General features: G+C 56.0%; 11 protein-coding genes and 1 pseudogene. 7 read left to right on the forward strand and 5 right to left on the reverse strand.

Going from position 1 to position 17,885, the window contains the following annotated elements; genetic code table 11:
• The 5 genes from IQ273_RS17795 to IQ273_RS17815 form a co-directional block, all read left to right on the forward strand.
• Positions 1-1,275 (forward strand): glycosyltransferase family 4 protein (locus IQ273_RS17795; RefSeq protein WP_194024509.1); only part of this gene is annotated, 1,275 nt, incomplete at its 5' end.
• Positions 1,276-1,378: 103 nt separating this feature from the next.
• Positions 1,379-2,872, forward strand: coding sequence for an O-antigen polymerase (locus tag IQ273_RS17800; RefSeq protein ID WP_194024510.1), 1,494 nt, complete (start codon positions 1,379-1,381; stop codon positions 2,870-2,872).
• Positions 2,873-3,143: 271 nt separating this feature from the next.
• Entirely contained in the window at positions 3,144-3,611 is a 468-nt protein-coding gene (locus IQ273_RS17805) for an Hsp20/alpha crystallin family protein (protein WP_194024511.1), read from the forward strand.
• A 177-nt stretch (positions 3,612-3,788) separates the two neighbouring features.
• Positions 3,789-4,553, forward strand: coding sequence for a photosystem reaction center subunit H (locus IQ273_RS17810; RefSeq protein WP_194024512.1), 765 nt, complete (start codon positions 3,789-3,791; stop codon positions 4,551-4,553).
• 39 nt (positions 4,554-4,592) lie between these two features.
• Positions 4,593-6,200, forward strand: coding sequence for a hypothetical protein (locus tag IQ273_RS17815; protein ID WP_194024513.1), 1,608 nt, complete (start codon positions 4,593-4,595; stop codon positions 6,198-6,200).
• 202 nt (positions 6,201-6,402) lie between these two features.
• Here the strand turns inward: IQ273_RS17815 and IQ273_RS17820 are convergent, their stop codons facing one another.
• Positions 6,403-6,660 carry a hypothetical protein gene (locus tag IQ273_RS17820; RefSeq protein ID WP_194024514.1) on the reverse strand — a complete coding sequence of 86 codons (258 nt, stop codon included), beginning with the start codon at positions 6,658-6,660 and terminating at the stop codon, positions 6,403-6,405.
• A 562-nt stretch (positions 6,661-7,222) separates the two neighbouring features.
• Between IQ273_RS17820 and IQ273_RS17825 the strand changes: the two genes are divergently transcribed.
• Positions 7,223-11,521: a PAS domain S-box protein gene (locus tag IQ273_RS17825; protein WP_194024515.1), complete on the forward strand. Its 4,299-nt coding sequence runs from the start codon at positions 7,223-7,225 to the stop codon at positions 11,519-11,521.
• Between the two features lie 206 nt (positions 11,522-11,727).
• Positions 11,728-12,696 (forward strand): M23 family metallopeptidase, encoded by a 969-nt coding sequence (locus IQ273_RS17830; RefSeq protein WP_194024516.1) that lies wholly within the window; start codon positions 11,728-11,730, stop codon positions 12,694-12,696.
• A 316-nt stretch (positions 12,697-13,012) separates the two neighbouring features.
• On the opposite strand, the gene IQ273_RS17835 is transcribed toward IQ273_RS17830, so the two are convergent.
• From IQ273_RS17835 to IQ273_RS17850, 4 genes and pseudogenes are all read right to left on the reverse strand, one after another.
• On the reverse strand, positions 13,013-13,954 hold the full coding sequence (locus IQ273_RS17835) for a hypothetical protein (RefSeq protein ID WP_194024517.1): 942 nt from the start codon (positions 13,952-13,954) through the stop codon (positions 13,013-13,015).
• A 1,162-nt stretch (positions 13,955-15,116) separates the two neighbouring features.
• Positions 15,117-15,317: a hypothetical protein gene (locus IQ273_RS17840; RefSeq protein WP_194024518.1), complete on the reverse strand. Its 201-nt coding sequence runs from the start codon at positions 15,315-15,317 to the stop codon at positions 15,117-15,119.
• 23 nt (positions 15,318-15,340) lie between these two features.
• A pseudogene (locus IQ273_RS17845) lies at positions 15,341-15,621 on the reverse strand (Tat pathway signal protein); the annotation flags it as partial.
• 80 nt (positions 15,622-15,701) lie between these two features.
• Positions 15,702-17,885: hypothetical protein (locus IQ273_RS17850; RefSeq protein WP_194024520.1), on the reverse strand; the 2,184-nt coding region annotated here is incomplete at its 5' end.

The raw sequence follows: 17,885 nt of genomic DNA on the forward strand, positions 1-17,885 counted from the left end.
ATGCTTCCCATTCTTTTTGTCATCTTTCAAACCGGCAGCAGTGCCAACGGCGGCGTCGAAAGCATCACCCAGGTGATTGAGCACAGCCCTCATTTGCGGCCCACCATCGTTACCCAGATTGCAACTCCGGTGAACGATCGCTGGGCCAGGGCCGGGGCCAAGGTGCAGGTGTGGCCGCTGCCCTACGTCATGGGTAGTGCCTTCCAGCGTGGATCAATTTGGCAGCGCTGGCGGCGGCTTTGGTCGCTGGTCTCGACCAACCTGCGGATGTTTAGTCTGGTGCATCGCAGTGGATGCTCCGTGGTTCACCACAACGACCCCAGTGCGTTTTGGCATACCGCCCTGGGGGCTAAGCTGGCGGGGGCCAGGGTGGTGTTTAATATTCGCGATACCAAGGCTCCTGACGACAGCTACGGGCTGAAGTGGCAGCTGGCGGGGCGGTGGTGCGATCGCATCCTAGTCCTCTCCCAGGCGATGCGCCAGGTAATTTTGGCGCAGCTCAGAGCGGTGCAATCCTATCCTGAGAAAGCGCTGGCCATCTACAGCATTGTCGACCCGGTTCGGCTGCACCCGTTGGCGGCTGGAGCGCGATCGCAGCGGCGGCGGCAGTTGGGCATTGCAGCCAATACCGTTGCCCTGGGCTACGTGGCGACGTTTAACCCCAAGAAAGCTCAGCTGGCGTTTATTCAGCAGGCTGCCCCTGCTCTGCAGCGAGCGTTTCCCAACCTGCGGATCTACTTCATTGGCGATTGCGATGGGGCCAACAACCCCTATGCGCAGCAGTGCCTGGATGCCGTCCAGCAGCTGGGATTGATGAATACCCTAGAATTTGTGGGCTATACCCCGGCGGTGGCTAGCTGGTACCAGGGGCTCGATCTAGTCACCATTGCGTCTCGCCAAGAGGGGCTGGCCCGCTGCATGATCGAAAGCCTGGCCTGCGGTACGCCCGTGGTTTCGTTCGACGTATGCTCGGCGGCAGAAATTCTCACGGGCTATGGTTGTGGCCGGGTGGTGGCCCAGGGCGACTACGAGGGGCTGGTGGCGGCGATCGCAGATCTCGCCACCGATCCCGAACTACGCCGACGTCTGGGCGAGAACGGGGTCCGTATGGCGCGCGAGTTGTTTCAGCCCGAGGCGATCGCCGCCCAGTACGCAGCGGTCTACCAAGACTTGGCCCAGCCCAGCGTTCCGCCGCTTCAGGCCCCAGCAATTGAGCCATTAATTGAAACATCAGCCGCCCAACGGTCCCCAGAATTAGGGAATTTAAGGCGCTAGCCTCCGCTATGGGCGAAGCGACAGTTTGCCCCCTAGCCCCTTGAATGGCAGCGTTTGATCGCGCCCGGTACGGTCCATCCTACGGTTTATCTAGGTTTTTGCCATGACCTCTACCTCTGCCCTGGCGCGATCGCACAAAGCCAGCCCTGCCCCGTCTGTCTTTGTGCCCATGACCGGGGCGCACCGGATACTGACGGGGGGATTGCTGCTGGGTACGCTGGTGGCCATTGGCCTCTATCAAATTTTCAACCCAACGGGCAATGGGGAGATGGCCGGGGCCTTTGCGGCATTGATAGCCAACTTTGCGCTGCTGCTAGCGCCGATAGTGTTCTACCAGCCCACCTTTGGCTGGTTTCACCCGCTTATTTTTGGGCTGTTGTTTACCTATCTCGACCACCTGCGCCGCATCGATGTATATCTCAGCGGGTTGCAGTGGCACGCTGCCCTGCCCGGCTGGAGCGCCGAAAGCCTTACCGCCCTGCTGAGTCAAGAACTCCTGCTGCAAGGGCTGGGGCTGTTGGCCTGGTACGGGGGATATATGCTGTCCCCAGCGCTGCCCGCCCCGGCGGTGCAGTTTCAGCGGCCCCGTTACCTGGCCGTCAAGGTGAGCGGGGCGGTGCTATTTTCGGCGGCGCTGTTTGCGGTCTATATGCAGAGTCGGGGGGGCATTCTCAGCCATATTTTGTCGTGGGGGGCCGGGCGCAACGAGGCGCTGGCCGGGGCGTTTTACTGGCAGTTTTTTACCCAGCTGGGGCTGATTGGCTGCCTTAGCTGGCTGGTAATTGACCCGCGATCGACGGTGCGGCCGCTGTTTTGGGGCTGTACCGCCACTAGCCTGGCCATGGCTTACTTAACCGGCGGTTCGCGATCTAGCGTGATCTATTTCATGATTATGGGCGTGCTGGCCTGGCTGCTGCGGGAGCGCAAAATGGCCGTCGTGCAACTGGTGGCGATCGCCCTGACGGGTCTGTTTTTAATGGGCATTTTGGGCAATTTGCGGGCCAGCACCTACGGCGGCACCATCGACTGGAACGTGCTGCGGGGCGGGGTGCCCGCCGAGTCAACCACGGGTGAGTCGGCTCTGACCAGCGGGCTGAGCGAGGTATCGCAGCGCACCAGCGTCTATGCTGGGGTGTTTCCCATTTTGGGCCTGGTGCCCGAGCAGGTCGATTTTATCCACGGCAGCTCGTACCTGGCGGTGCTGACGCTGCCGGTGCCGCGTGCCCTATGGCCCGAAAAACCGGGTCTGGTGGCCGGCAGGGTAGGCGAAACGTTTTTTGATATGCCCGTGGGAATGCCGCCGGGGGCCGTGGGCGAAGCCTACTGGAACTTTGGCGTACCGGGGGTGGCGATCGCCTTCTTTCTGTTTGGCATCTTCACCCGCTGGCTGGCTGACAGCTTTCAAACCTATGCCGAGCAGCCTGCTGCCATTGTGCTGTACGTGATTACGCTGTTTTTGTTGGCAGAGCCCTCCGGCCTTAGCCTCATTGCCTGGCTGATGATGCTGGTGCCCGCCGCCGCATTTTTAATGGCGATCGGGGCCATGACTCTAGGGAAATCTGCTGGTGCCAAAGGGCGATCGCCCTTTGAGACCTAGAGAAAATTGGTCTATTGGACAGTTTCACTCAAGTATTTAAACGTGCTTTATAGCCTTACTTTAGCAAGCATTGATTTCTATTTCTGCTCACGGAAAGTTCACAAAACCGATCTACGATAAAGATAAGAGACAGGTGCATTTAGGCAACTTCAAAGTTGCAAAAGATTGGCTCTATGCACCGCCTCCCAGACAACTAGATGGTCGGTAGTTTTATCCCTAGTCAACGATAAATTCACCGAACTCATCGGCCTACGTCAATGGAGGAAATGTTATGGCTATTATGCAACGCGACTCCCTAGATAAAATTGCTCATTGGGAACCCTTCAGAGGTATTGAGCAGCTGCACCAAGAGATGAACCATCTGTTCGATCGACTTATGCAAGAGGGCAATGGCGGTGGGCGATCGCTCACGTTCATCCCCTCCGCTGAGATGGAAGAGACCGATCAGGCCATTCAGCTCAAGCTTGAAGTTCCGGGCCTAGAAGCGAAGGATCTAGACGTTGAAGTGACCGACTCAACGGTGTCGATCAAGGGCGAACGCAAGTCCAAATCTAAAACTGAAGAGAAAGGCATCGTGCGCTCAGAGTTTCGCTACGGCACCTTTGAACGGGTGATTCCGCTACCCGCCTCGATTCAAACCGCCAATGTGCAAGCCAACTATAAAAACGGCCTGCTAACCCTGATCTTGCCCAAGGTTGAATCAGCGGCTCAGTCTACGGTAAAAGTCCCGATTAGCTAGCGCTATAGCTGTAGCCAATCAGGTTAGGACATCTGTCAGACTGGCGTTCAAACGTTTGAACGTTTTCAGGCTTATCGATGTCCTAACTCAGGTGTCTCTGGCTATAAATCGGGGAGGGATGACCTGCCCTTTGCCTCAGCTAGCCCAGGCAAAGGGCCAAAACCCCTGGAGGTAATTATGGTTACGGTGGTACGGCACAGCCAGATTCGTGGATTGATGGCCATGGATGGAACCACCATTTTAGAGCTGGGTGAAATTGAGGCGGTGTGGCTCGACAACGCTGGCCATGTCGCCTATCTATCGGGCCGCGAGGGCTATTTCTCCCTCGATCAGGTGGCCGATATCAGCCAGCAGACGCTGTCTACCTGCGGTCGACTGGTGGTGGAAACTCCAGACAACCTTCAGCTACTGCACGAGCTGAGGGTGCAATCATTCTGGGGCGATATGCTGGGCTGGGTCGATGATTTTCTCTTTGACTGGCATACGGGTGAAATTGCCGCCTACGTATTGGCGGGGCGCAGTGTAGAACCCTTGGGCGAACACGCAGTGTTTTACCCCAAAGATGTGGAAGAACTGGCCCCCGACTACCTGCGATTGAAAGAAAATGCCTACGAAGACTTGAGGCCCGAATCGGAAGGGTTAGAGGGCTTCTTTAGCGAAGAACCTCAGCCGGGGCAGTCGCGGGTGGGCCTCATGCGCCATCGCCTGTACCCGCTGCTGCTGCCCCAGGATGGCCCCGATGTAGTGCAGGTTAAGGTCACGGCTGCCAGTGATGAACTGGTGGCTTCGGGTGAGCACCATTCCAGCCCTCTCCAGGCAGCCACCGCCCTGCTGCACAACCACTGGGAGCGCTTGCTGCACAACCTGGGTCGCTCGGGCCAGCGGGCCAAGGTGGCTCTAGCCTTGGCCCGCCAGCACCTGTTGGGCAGATCTCAGACTTAGCGGGGTTTTCCTGGAATAGTTATCCTCACTGCTTACACTATGCCTCTGCCCCGCCCCCTCCTCGGCAGCCTCATCGCCCTCACCGCCGCTGGCCTGGTGTGGCTCACCCACAGCCGTGCCCCCTCCGCTAGCCTGTCGCCGTTGGCCGTCGCCGAGCGCCCCGACGGCCAACCCGAAGCCTATTACGCCGTGGGGAATGAAGCCCTGACCACCGGCCTGACTTTGCTGACCGACTACTGGACCACCCTGCTAAACGAGAATCCCAATCTGGCCCGGGGCCATACAGATCACTACCTCCCGCCTGCGCTCAAAGACCTGGGCTATCGCCCTGCCGATGCCCTGATGGCCCAGTTAGCCGAGACTTTCTTTGCCGCCCGCGACCCAAAGACCGGGCTAATTCCCTACGCCTACGATGCAGAGTTGCCCAGCGACCCTAACGACCCCAGTGCCCGCACAACGACCGCAAACAAGCAGCCTGTAGGACTGATCGACCGGGCCGCCGAGCTGTGCCGGTGGTCTCCGAGCGATCGCACGCTACAAACCCGGTGCACAGAGCTAGCCCAGAGCACCATTGACCACTTTGATGTGCCTCAGCCCGATAGTAGACAGCCTGGCGCACCCACTGGCCTGTGGGGCTGGGTTGACGTCGCCAGCGGCGCGGCCCCCCGCCATGCCCTCACACTCACCCAAGACTATGGCCAGGTGGCCCTGGGGCTGATGACGCTGGCTAATGCTCGGGCCGACTGGCGATCGTGGGCTGACCAAAAGCTGCAGTTTGTGTGGCAGCATCCCCAAAGCCCTACCCTACCGCTGCTCTACGAGCAGTTTGTGCTTACCCAGGGGCTAGAGCGCCCCGAGGAACCCTCCAGCGACACCGACACCCTGTACTTTGTGCGCCAGCTGTTTGAGCTGTGCCACCTGACCAACCAGCCTCAGTACTGCAACTGGGCTATGGCCACCACCAATGTTTGGGTTGAGCGGGCCTGGGTACCGGAGTGGGGCCACTTTGTTCGCAAGCTGAACGCTGACGGTAGCCCGGCGGTCGATAGCCTCTACGGCGACGGTAAATACAATACTCTCTATATATTGGTGCAGGCCTACCGGGTGACAGGCGATCGCGCCTACCTTGACCGCCTTCAGCTGGCCTGGAACACCCTCAAGAACCTGGGCGAAAACGGCCTCGCCCCCGAGATGGTGCGCCAGGGATCGAGGGTGGCCGACCAGGGCCTTGACCCCCAGCAGACAATTTTTCTCGATATTTTGCTGGAGGCCTACGCCGCGAGCAATGACCCAGCCTTTCTGAGGGCAGCCGAGAACCTGGGCGATCGCATTCTAGAGCAGGGTGAGTCGGCCATGTGGTTAGAGAGCGGTCAGGCCGGGGTCGCCCTGCTCAAGCTGGCCCAGGCTCGCCAGGCGATCGGGCGGCTAGAGCTGGATCTGCCCACGGCCAATACCCACCTGACCCTGAGCCACCGAGGGCAAACCCTGCTGCACACTCAGGTGCCGGGAAAGATTGCAATCGTCTATCTGCCCCAGGCCACCTACACCATCGTCACCCAGAGCGAGGGGGACACGCACACCCTACCGATTCAGCTTGGTGAGTCTATGCAGCTCACGGTTCCCTCAAACGTAGAAACGGCTAACTGATCGCTGCATTTTCTGAATAAACGCCGTTTGCTCTACAGAGCTGTATCGCAGAGCATTCTATCTGACAAAATTGCCACTATAGCCAGAGTCACCTGGGTTAGGACATCCATAAAGCCTGAGAACGTTCAAACGTTCATAGGAGACCTGTCTTAACCAGACTGGCCACAGCTATAGACCGTCAAAAACGGGGGAGATCTAAAACTCAGCCACTGTGTACTTTACTCAATCGAGAACCGCTGTAGCGATCTGATGAGGTTTCTCTAGGGCGCTCGTATATGGGTTCCCAGCCTAAGTGCTTGAGGACTTCAGGAGAGCCAAAGAGCTTGACACCGTGGCCTAGATCAACCCGAACCCTCTTGCCCTCATGGGGCTTAATTTGGCCTCGCTCCTGGGTCGCTTCACACTCAACCCACGTTCCAGGCTGCCATTCCAAATAGCCGTCGTCGTATTGGTTTCTCATCACAAAAACATCCATCACAGAGCAGGAAACAACTGAATAATGTCGAGAATTTGCGGTAGCCGTTCGTTCAGAAAATATCCTTTCCTGGAAAACAAAACCTGAACACCGAGGCAGTGGTATCCAGACGTCTAATCTTAGGTTTAACGATTTGTTGTGAGGGAGCTGTGAGAAGGGGGAAAATCCCTTTCTTTTTGTCGCTAATTTGAAAAACTACTCAACATTTCTTTGCGAAAAGTCGTCTTTTTTGAGGTGATGATAGGTTTATCTAATCCACTGCTCAATCTTCGATATTGCCCTACTGGTGGATCAGCGGCGCGCCCCCATTTACAGCAGGCTCACCAGGGCCGTTGAGAGCGAGCCAACCGTCTATGTCGGCTCAGCAGTAGCCGACTGATGGGCATTGACCAGGTTGGTAAAAGAAAATACTGCTGCTAAGAAAGCGGCCAGATTAGGGGGCAGATCAGGGGTTTACGTGGGCGTTGACACGTTTGAGGTATCTCCATTGCCATCGGGCAGGCCAGGTTCGGGCTAGGGCCAGAGCAAAGCAGGAGCAGGGGCAACGATGACTAATGATTCAGACTTGGCGCACCAGATAGAGGCCGTTCAGGCTTTGCTCAGCAAAATGCAGCAGGAGGCGATCGCCAAGCAGCCCGACTACCCCCCAGAGCTATCGGCCTCGGTCAGGTCAACCTCGATTGCCCTGGAAGAATTGCAGGTGGTCGTCGAAGCCATACGCCTGCAAAACGAAGCGCTGCTCGCCGCCCAGCACCGCCTCGAAGACGAGCGCCAGCGCTACCAAAACCTGTTTGACTTCGCCCCTGACGCCTATGTGGTAACCGATGCCCAGGGCACCATTGAGGCCATCAACGGTCTGGCGGCCCAATTGCTCAATGTGAGCGCTCCCTTTGCCGTGGGCAAACCCTTGACGGTGTTTATTGCCCAGGGCGACCATGCCTTTATCTACAGTCACTTGAACGCCATAGCTCGGCAGAGTGAGCAGGCCGAGGCGGTGGACCCCGCCCCAATGGCAACGGTCTTTTTGCAAAACCAGGAGCTGTCAATCGTACCGCACGGTCAGGGGCCGTTAAAGGTAGCGTTATCGGCGTCGGCAGAGCGCGATCGCCGTTTATACTGGCTGCTGCGCGACACGGGCGATCGCAAGCGGCTAGAGCTGGCGCTGCAAACCTCTGAGGCCCAGCTCAGCCAAATTCTCGACAGTGCGATCGCCGTCGTTGTTAGCTTTAAAGTCTTTGAGAATGGCGACTGGGAGTACAACTACTTTTCGTCGGGCTGTGAGAGCATTTTGGGCTATCCGCCCGAGGCCTTTATGGCCGATAAACAGCTGTGGCGATCGCGCATGCACCCCGACGATCTAGCCACTGTACAGCCCCTGTTTGACCACCTGTTTGACGAGCGCAGCACCGTCTGGGAGTATCGCTTTCGCCACCGCGATGGATCGCTGCGCTGGCTGTCTAGCACCTACGCCTCGCAAAAAATCGCCGAGGGCTGCTGGCAAGTCACTGTGGTGGGGCACGACATCAGCGAGCGCAAGCAGGCTGAAGCGGCCCTGCGCGAGTCAGAGGCCAAGTATCGCGGGTTGTTCGACGAGATTTATGAGGGCTACGGCATCGCCGAGATCATTGTGAATGAGCGGAACGAACCAATTGATTACCGCATGATCGAGGTGAATCCGCGCTTTGAAGTATTGACGGGTCTGCCCCGCGACCTGGCCCTGAGCGGCCGCACCATTCGCGATATTGCCCCCGCGATCGAAGACCAGTGGCATCAGATTTATGGCCAGGTGGCCCTGAGCGGCATTCCTACCCGCTTTGAGCAAAAGGTAGACGATTGGGGCCGCTGGTACGATGTCTATGCCTTTCCGGTGGGCGATTCAGCCCTGCGCCAGGTTGGCATTTTGTTTAACGACATTAGCGAGCGTAAACGCGGCGAAGCCGAACGCAAGCGGGCCGAGGCCGACCTGCAAGCCAGCGAGCGCAAGCTGCGGGCCGCCTTTAACGGCACCTTTGAGTTTATGGGTCTGCTTACCCCCGAGGGCACCGTAATCGATGTCAACCGCACTGCTCTCAATGCGATCGCCGCTGATCTCGATACCGTAGTTGGCCAGCCCTTTTGGCAGACCCCCTGGTGGGCACATTTCCCCGAGCAGCGAGAGCAGCTTCGAGAGAGCATTCGCCGGGCCGCTAACGGTGAAACCATCCGGCTCGAAACCCAGCACATCTGGGCCGATGGTGCCCTAGCCTGGCTCGATTTTTCGCTCAAGCCGATTGTCGATGAAGCGGGGCTGGTGGTGATGCTGATGCCCGAGGGTCGCGACATTACCGTCTGCAAGCATGTGGCTGTGGCCCTTCAGCGACAAGTTCAGCAAGAATATCTGCTCAACGATATCACCGAAGACATTCGCCAGTCCCTCGATCTAGAAGCGGTGCTGGCCCGGGCGGTGGAGCGCAGCCGGGCCATGCTAGAGAGCGATCGGGTGATTGTGTTTCGGTTTGGGGGAAATGGCGAGGGCCAGGTGATCGCCGAATCGGTAGGCCACGGGTTGAGGCCTATTCTTGCCAGCACAATTCACGACCCCTGCTTTAGCGATCGCTATGTGGAAGCCTACCGTCAGGGACGGGTGGGGGCGATTGACGACCTAGAGCAGGCCGGTATAGAACCTTGCCATGCCAATTTGCTGAGGCAGTTTCAGGTCAGGGCGAACCTGGTAGTGCCTATTCTGCGCAGTGATGCCGGGCCAGATGATGCTGGGCAAAATGATGCCGGGCCAGATGAGCGCAACACCGCAAACAATGAGCTTTGGGGCCTGCTGATTGCCCACCAGTGCACCGCCCCTCGCCGGTGGCAGTCCGCCGAAATTGCTTTGCTCAAGCGCATTGCCAGCAAAACCAGCGTTGCCATTCAGCAGTCAGAGCTCTACGGACAGGTGCTGCAAGAACTCCAGAAGCGCGAGCAGATTCAGCAGGTGCTGCAAGAGAGTGAAGCTCGGTTTCGCACCCTCAGCGCCACTGCCCCCATCGGCATTAGCCAAATTGATGACCAGGGGCAGTGCGTCTATACCAACGCCCGCTGGCAGGAGATCTCAGGGCTCAGCGCTGCGGCATCGCTGGGGAAGGGCTGGCTGCAGGCGGTGCATCCCGGCGATCGGCCGCGCTTAGCCCTCGCCTGGGAGGAGTACCTTGCGGGTCGCCGCCAGCAGATTCCGGAGTTTCGGCTGCTCACTCCCACAAACGAGGTGCGCTGGGTGAGGGTAGCGATCGCCCCTATGTACACCGCCGCAGGCGACATCAATGGCTATGTCAGCACGGTCGAAGACATCACCCAGCGCAAAGAGTCTGACCGCAAACTGCGCGAGCAGGCAGCCTTGCTCGACATCGCCTCCGACGCCATTTTTGTGCGCGACCTTGACCACCGCCTGCTCTACTGGAACCACGGGGCCGAACGCCTCTACGGCTGGAGCCCTGCCGAGGCCCTCGATCGCCCAGTGCACGACCTGTTGCGCGGCGATCTGCCCCAGCTAACTAGCATTATGCAGACCCTCTACACCGAGGGCGATTGGCATGGCGAGCTGCACGAGGTCACCAAAACCGGCCAGGCGGTCACCGTATCGGCTCGCTGGACGCTGGTCCGCGACGAGGCCGGGCAGCCCCGATTTATTCTCTCGGTCGAGACCGATATTACCGAGAAAAAAGTTCTGGAGGCCCAGTTTTACCAGGCTCAGCGCTTAGAGAGTCTGGGTCGCCTCTCCAGCGGTATTGCCCACGACCTCAACAATGTGTTTACTCCCATTTTGACCATGGCCCAGATGCTGCGCTATGGCCCAACAGGGCTCGGCGACAGCGCCCAAGAGCAGCTTCGTCTGCTCGAAGACAGTGCCAAGCGGGGCATCAGCATGGTACAGCAAATTTTATCAATCACTCGCACCAGTAGCGGGGTGCGCACCCAGGTTGAACTGCCGCTGCTGCTGCAAGATCTCAGTCACATGCTAGAGCAGAGTTTGCCCAAGCAGATCAAGTTGCAACAGGTTGGGTTTGAGTCGGGAGCCGCGCTGCCCCGCGTCAGTGCCGACCCCACCCAACTGCACCAGGTGCTGATGAACCTCTGCGTCAACGCCCGCGACGCCATGCCCGAGGGGGGAACGCTCACCCTGGCGGCCCAATCGGTGGCGATCGATGCCGCCACCGTGGCCATTAACTTCGATGCCCAGGTCGGCCAGTACGTGCGGCTGACCGTGGCCGACACCGGCACTGGCATCGATCCGGAGGTGCGCGATCGCATCTTTGACCCTTTCTTTACCACCAAGGGCCAGGGGCTGGGCACCGGGCTGGGGCTGGCCACGGTGCTGGGCATCGTTAAAGGCAGCGGTGGCTTTGTGCAGGTCGAAAGCGAGGTGGGGCAGGGCACCCAAATGCATATCTATCTGCCTGCCCTATCGATTTCTCAGGGCAACAGCCCCCAGTCTGCCGGGCCAGAGGCTCCTCAACCGGGCCAGGGAGAGGTAATTTTAGTCGTCGATGACGATGACGCGGTGCAGCAGGCAATGCGATCGCTGCTGGTCAACTACAACTACAGCCCTCTGATCGCCAGCAGCGGCCCGGAAGCCTTGGATCGCTGCACCCAGCACCAGCCCAACCTGGTGGTGCTCGATATCATGATGCCCGGCATGGATGGCCTCACCCTGATTCAGCACCTCAAGAACTGCCAGCCCGACCTAGCTATTGTGGCTACCAGTGGTCTGACCACCTACGAGCCCGCCGCCCTGGCCGCTGGGGCCAAGGCCTTTTTGCCCAAGCCCTACGATTTTCGCGATCTGCTCAAGACGATCACAGACCTGCTGCGTTAACTCTCTAACCGCCATAGCCATGGCGGTAATGCTGAATTGAGGCATGAATCTCCAAAAGCAACATACTTTTGTCGCTCCCTACAGCCCCCCAATCCTGGGGGACTTTAAGATTCCGACTTCCCCCAGCATTGGAGGCTGGGGGGAGCAAACCACACCTGCATTCGGCAACGCCTGGTCTTGTTTTTACTTTGAACGCAGAGGAAATTATGTCGATACTACTAATTAGTTCAGCTATAGGATTCTTGATTGTGGTCCCGCTTTTAATTCTGGGATGGCTAGCCTTTAGTCAGAACAATTGCTGGGGATTTTGGTTACTTAAAGTACTGGCAGCTGGAGCCTATTGCTGGCTAATTTTTCAATTTGCCTCATGGTATCTCCTTTCTGACTATGGGCGATATATGATGTTGGGGCTGTATGTGGCAGCAGTCCTCTACTCAGGCCAACGCCTTTGGAATTTACCGGCTTGGCGATCTTTGCTATTGCAGGCGTGGGTTTTACCAACGGGCGCTGCGCCAACAGGAGCGCTGTTACTGCTGGGGGTCGTTCTGTTCAACTTACTCACGGCTTATCGCGGATATCAAGTTCCGCCAAGCCCAGTGAACCTGGCTTTCCCCTTAAAAGAGGGTACTTATTACATTGGTCAAGGCGGCAGCCATGCCAGCATTAACGGCCACATGAAGGTAGCTCAAGCTGGTCTAGAACGCTGGAGAGGGCAGCTCTGGGCACTCGACGTAGTGAAGCTAAACGCATTCGGCAATAGGGCCGGAGGCATCTATCCAAAGGACTTGGCATCCTATGCAATTTTTGGCGAATCTGTTTACGCGCCCTGTAATGGGGTCGTTGTCGATACAGAAAACACAGCCCCTGATCTTCCCCCGCCAAACAGGGTAGAGAGTGATGCCAAAACGGGTAACCATGTTCTCTTGCAATGTCGTCCTGATGCCTACGTATTGCTAGCTCATTTGCAGCAGGGCAGCGTTCTGGTGTCATTAGGGCAAGCCGTACAAGCGGGCGACAAGCTTGGCACAATTGGCAACAGCGGTAACAGTGCTGAGCCCCATTTGCATATTCATGCTCAGCATTCGGTTGGGCAGAGTACCGTTGCGGATGCCGATCCGCGCCCCATGGTGTTTGATAACAAGTTCTTGGTTAGAGGAGAACATATTCAGGCCTAACAGGTAGGGAAGTTGACCTATCGTTTAACGTTCTCTGCTTCAGGACGATCCTGCTGGCTTACCGTAGAGAACAGCTCAAAACAACCTCCTGCACTACACTGAATCTCGTTTGGCCATTTGGAAATCGGAGTTATGTACTCAGATCTGATATTGCCCCTTTTACGAAGTAGCACAGCCAATAAGGAGTTAAAGATTTCAGTATGTGCTCAAAAAAATGTCTAAACTACTGCGCCTTAGAAGATTCTTTAGAGGTAGTAAAAGTGCCAAAAAGGAAAGCTTTAGAGACTTCATTAACCGAGTTTATCAGAACTCTGCATCACAAGAGATCCAGCACTTTCAAGACTTTCTTCGGAAAAATCTCTAATTGAGTCTTTCTGGAGAGGTATTCATGCCATTGAGTTAATACCTTTGGGTGTTTTCTCTCAAAGAAACTATCAAAGATACTTAATGCATCTTCTTTCCCAAATATACCCTTGGTCACTAATGGAAAAAGTTCAACATCAACTCTTCTTATGACAAACATAACCCTTACAGGGACAGACTTGATACCCATAGCCGACGCCACGCTTACTCTATGCTGCCCTTGAATCGGAACAGCCACCCATTCTAAATTTTCTTTTTCTAAAATGTAGACTCTTACTATACTATCGGTATAGTCAAGCATCTCCTTTTTGTAGCCTTTTTCCTTAATAGATTCATAAAGCCTTAATAGTTTGATAGCCTCTGTTAGCAACTTTTCATGTGATACTGGTCCCCAGTGCTGCACCCCATGCTCTCTGGCCGACAGTTTTTTAATCTTGTTTCCTTGAATCACGGGGCTCAATCCGTCAGATATTGATTTCTCGTCAATCCAAGGCCATCTTGTATTATGGGTGTGCTGAGGTTTAGGAAACTCTGCTTGTATTTGGAAATCAAGACAATCACTCATTGAACGAGGTTGAACCAATTCATAATATTTTTTTAGCTCATTACATAAAACCTCAAAATTTAAATTCTCATCCCCTTCACACGCTTGTTTTACTGCATAAACAAAAGGGTGGCAATAGTCAAACTTAGTTGCTAAAGCTTTCCACCGCATCTTTTCTATAGACATGTCGACAACAACAGGTTTTCCATATTGATACAATTTCCTATATGAATTTGTATCCTGCCTGACGTCAATTTGACTAACTTTATATTTGCCTTTTCTTGTAACAGTGAGGCCTAGAATATTTAAAGCAAGAAATATTCTAGATTTCGCAAACTTTTTAAGTTTCACTTTGAAGTTTTATTTTTAGACAGCATTGAGAAAATCTGTTGCCCGTTATGGATGGCTTGGATTTGAAAGGAATATAGAGGTGCCTATAATGCTTATTCGATAAGTCTCTCGCTGCACTTCATGTGATCAGGAGTCGCTAAAATCCTTTTGGGTAAATCTCTATCCAGATCTTCAAAAAGGCAAGTATTTTTTGCAAGCATGAAAATATAAATAGTCATCCAATTGGCACAAAAAATAAAGTCAAAAAATTAGATTACATACGATAAATCCTATCGAGGGAAGATAGCATAGTATGTAGATCGACGCATTAGCGACAGAGGGATTAAATTCCAGTCAGAGAATCGACTGCTGCTTCAAACTAGCCAAGCTTAATATTTATGATCAAAGGTTCATGTCCAGAAACATATTAGGAAGAAATCTTGAATTTATAAGTCCAAGCGAAAGGCAATCTTTCGAATCTCTCAGCTCACAAAGCTCAGCAGATAAGCATTTAAGCTTGTCGCAAAGCAGATGCGCACTATTGGTTGGTTAAGCGGAGGTTATGATAGCTTAATGGCATACAGCTCAACAGCTATTCAATAGCTAGTCAATTTAACCTAAACTTAATACAAAACTCTCGCAGATTAAGCGAAAGTTAAGAGTGATTGGGAGTTTGCTTCCTGACTGCCTACTTTATGCTTTAGATACGGCTGAAATATCTTTCCAAGCAGACGGGGGAATACTGGTCGTTGCCGCTGATATTAGGCCAACTCAAATTATTTAGCTCGCTGGTATTCCAAGACCCCAAAACCTTTAGGGCTGAAGTCAATAGGTCATGGTTAAAGCGTCTTAAATCGGAACTTAGGCCGAAGCTTAAATTGGCACCGAGCAAAGTGGCACTGTCGTTAGCGGAGTTGCCATCTAGGCCGCTATCACTAAGGTGAAGTCAGTGGTAGCCTAGGCGAGGCTGAACCAGTACGTAGGATTGCGAATCAAACAACGTAGGATAGCCGTCTCGGCTGTCTACTGCCAGGTTCATCTCTTAATTCAGCAATGCCCCAAATTCTTCGATAGGACCAACAACCATTGTCAGGGCTAAGAGCCGAGTCGCTTAGAGCCAATTCGGGCAGACCCAAGGTTTCAACCAGCAGCAGGTGGCTTCTGCGCTGCTTCAGTCGATAAGTTAACATTCAGCACGACCTAACACCCTTCCCAGCAGTAACAACGCTACTAGGGCCACCACCCTATGGCCCACCACCCCAGTCAGCCACACCTGCATATTCCTCAACGGCACCCCCACCAACCCCGCCAGGCTCAGCCCGCCGCTGACCACCATCCAATCGTCTGGTGCTGCGGGATGAAGCTTGGGCTGGCCATGACCCACATCAGCACCGCTTTCACCGGTCGTCAGGGCAACCTGGGTATCTCTGGCCCTCGCCCAAATCGCACTACCAGATCGGGCCGTTCCTTACCCAGTCCCAGTGCCTGGGCAAGCTTGGGCCGCAGCGCTGCCCCTCCATCGGCTGGTTCAAAAACGCATGGCGAATGCCCAGGGCTGTGGCTTGTAGGGCAAAGCGATCGTAGCAGCGGCCCACCTCCACCCAGTGAGCCTGATTGCTTACCTCAGAGACAAACACGGCCACCCCCGCCGAGCTGCGCAGCTGCCGGGTACACTTCTCATGCTCTGGTTTAGGCCGCAGCACCAGGTCCATGCCGCTAGCGCGGCCTCCCGAAGGATGAAATCGTAGGTTGAGTGAGATATGGAGCTTTAGAGGGCTTGCTCAAGGGTGGGCAGGTGGGTTGAGCCGGTTTGGGTGATTTTTTGTACGGCATACCCGTAGTGCTGCTCTGATGAGAGGATGGGGCGAGTGGTGTCATGCCACTGGAAGACGGCTCGCCGACGCACAAGGCCAGTGCGTAAATCTGTGGCGGAGATGAGTTCGATGCGGGTGGCCGCTGGTGCCCAGGCAAAGCGCACGCACTGTACCGATAAGGGGTGAGCGATCGCCTCTGGAGCGGCACTCTGAATGATCCCTCGCAGTAGACCATAGGCGGCCTGGGGTACCGGAATAACCGGGGCTGCCACCATCACAACGGACAGGACAATGGGTAAGGCAAGCGGGACAGGGACTGTCTCTTTCCCTTCCTCTACTTTCTCTAGCTCTAGCAGCTTTAACTCTAAAACATCGCCCTGATTGAGAATGAGCCGATTTTCTGCTTGAAGATCGACAAGGGACAGGGGCACCAGGACACCATTCTTGAGAGACAGCTTGCGGCTTGCGGCTTGCTGGGTCTCGTTAGCGTCTTGGGGCCAGTTAAGGTTGGTGACAATGCCCGCCGCATTGATGTGAGCTATTGAGAGTTGCCCCTGCAAGGCGCTGACCGTATTCGTCCAGTCGTAGCGAAAGTATAGGATGCTTTCGGGGTTGTACTCCTGGCGATCGCTTGCCAGGGTGACATCGTAGGAGACGGTTTGCGAGCTATCTCCAGTCCCCTGCTGCACCAACACGGTAGCGGCAGCGGTGGCGGCATTGGTGGCCAATTGGCGATTGTACTCCGGGTCTTCAAAATGGATAAAGGTAGGCCGTAGAGGTAGGGGCAGAGCCTCGGGATCGATGACCCGCAGCGGAAAGGAGAGGGTTTGCCAGAAGTTGTCTTCGTTATCTGCTGGCCTGACCCGCGCTACGACGCTGACCGTATCGCCAGCGGCACGTCTGGCCAAGGCATCTCGCAGACGAGCCGCTTCTACCTCAGGCAGGTCGAAATCTAGGTCAAAGGAAATGGTCTCGGGTGAGGCTGGGCTGGCCCCGTTAGCAGACGGATCAGGATCTCGATATTCTGGGTAGGTAAAGGTTTGCAAGCCATCTACAAGCTGAAGCTGAATCACCCAGCGCCCCAGGCTAGATGTTCTCAAAAACTCCAGTTGTCCGCTCCAACTGGGAGAAATCGCGCCTGCAATTGGCGATCGCATCTGTAATTGCAGCCGCTGAGCTGGGTGGTCGCCGTTCTCTGCCAAAAAGGCCTCATCGGCAGGAGCGGCGGTGGCCAGCACGGTGCGATCGGGCTCAAAGTAGCTGGCCCAGGGCTGCAGCGCCCGGTCTTGGAGGGTGTTGACGGGCAGGGGCACAGGTCGGGGCACCCGGTGCTGCACCGGCACACTGCCCGAGACCAGCAGTGGGTCTGCGGTGCCTAGCACCTGCTTTAGCAGCTGGTTACGAATCACCACCATCACCCCAGGGCGATCGCCCGTGAGCAGGTAGCGCAGCTGGCCGGGCAAAACCGGCTGCCAGCCTCCCTTGGCCTCGATCCCTGCGGTGGGCATGGGCAGGTTGGGCAGCACTGGCAGCAGGGTTTTGATCGCCCCCGGTCGGTAGTGGACCGGCAGGCCCGCCATCGGTAGCCCTGGCAGGGCCGGATTGCTGCTGCGATACTGAACGGCATAGTTGGGGGTCTGCCACCAGAGGGTTGGGGGGCCGTTGCTTAGGCCTAGGGCGGGTTGGCTGCGATCGCTATACTGCACACTCAGCCGCAGACCACTCAGCCCCCAGGGCCAAACCGGTGTCGACTCTGAGCCAACGGTGGGCTCTGAGCCGACGAGCGGGCGTTGGTGCAGATAAAGCGGCTGTACCCCAGTCGTTTGGGGTGGGGCCAGCTCAAACGGTCGAGGGGCCAGCGGCATCTGCGGCCCGCCAAACTGCCCTGACTGAAACCGGCGATAGCGCACGTCTGAGCCCAGGGCAAATACCCGCTGAGCCAGGGGGCGTGGCTGCCGTACCGGTAGCACCTGAAAGCGATAGCGCGTCACCACCGCTTGAGCCTCTTGATCATCGGTGGCTAAAATTTCTCGATAGCGCAACACTGCGATGGGAGATTCAGGTGTTAGCCGCTGGTGAGTATCGTCAGCCCACTGCTGGCTGATCTGCTCTAGGGAGGTTGCAGATTTCTCCAATAG

This window comes from Nodosilinea sp. LEGE 07298 (assembly GCF_015207265.1).
In the GTDB taxonomy this organism is placed as follows: Bacteria; Cyanobacteriota; Cyanobacteriia; order Phormidesmidales; family Phormidesmidaceae; genus Nodosilinea.

Excerpts from the sequence above, each read along its gene's own strand:
- IQ273_RS17800 (WP_194024510.1), top strand. The coding sequence starts at position 1,379 with ATGACCTCTACCTCTGCCCTGGCGCGATCGCACAAAGCCAGCCCTGCC.
- IQ273_RS17805 (WP_194024511.1), top strand. The coding sequence starts at position 3,144 with ATGGCTATTATGCAACGCGACTCCCTAGATAAAATTGCTCATTGGGAA.
- IQ273_RS17810 (WP_194024512.1), top strand. The coding sequence starts at position 3,789 with ATGGTTACGGTGGTACGGCACAGCCAGATTCGTGGATTGATGGCCATG.
- IQ273_RS17815 (WP_194024513.1), top strand. The coding sequence starts at position 4,593 with ATGCCTCTGCCCCGCCCCCTCCTCGGCAGCCTCATCGCCCTCACCGCC.
- IQ273_RS17820 (WP_194024514.1), bottom strand. The coding sequence starts at position 6,660 with ATGAGAAACCAATACGACGACGGCTATTTGGAATGGCAGCCTGGAACG.
- IQ273_RS17825 (WP_194024515.1), top strand. The coding sequence starts at position 7,223 with ATGACTAATGATTCAGACTTGGCGCACCAGATAGAGGCCGTTCAGGCT.
- IQ273_RS17830 (WP_194024516.1), top strand. The coding sequence starts at position 11,728 with ATGTCGATACTACTAATTAGTTCAGCTATAGGATTCTTGATTGTGGTC.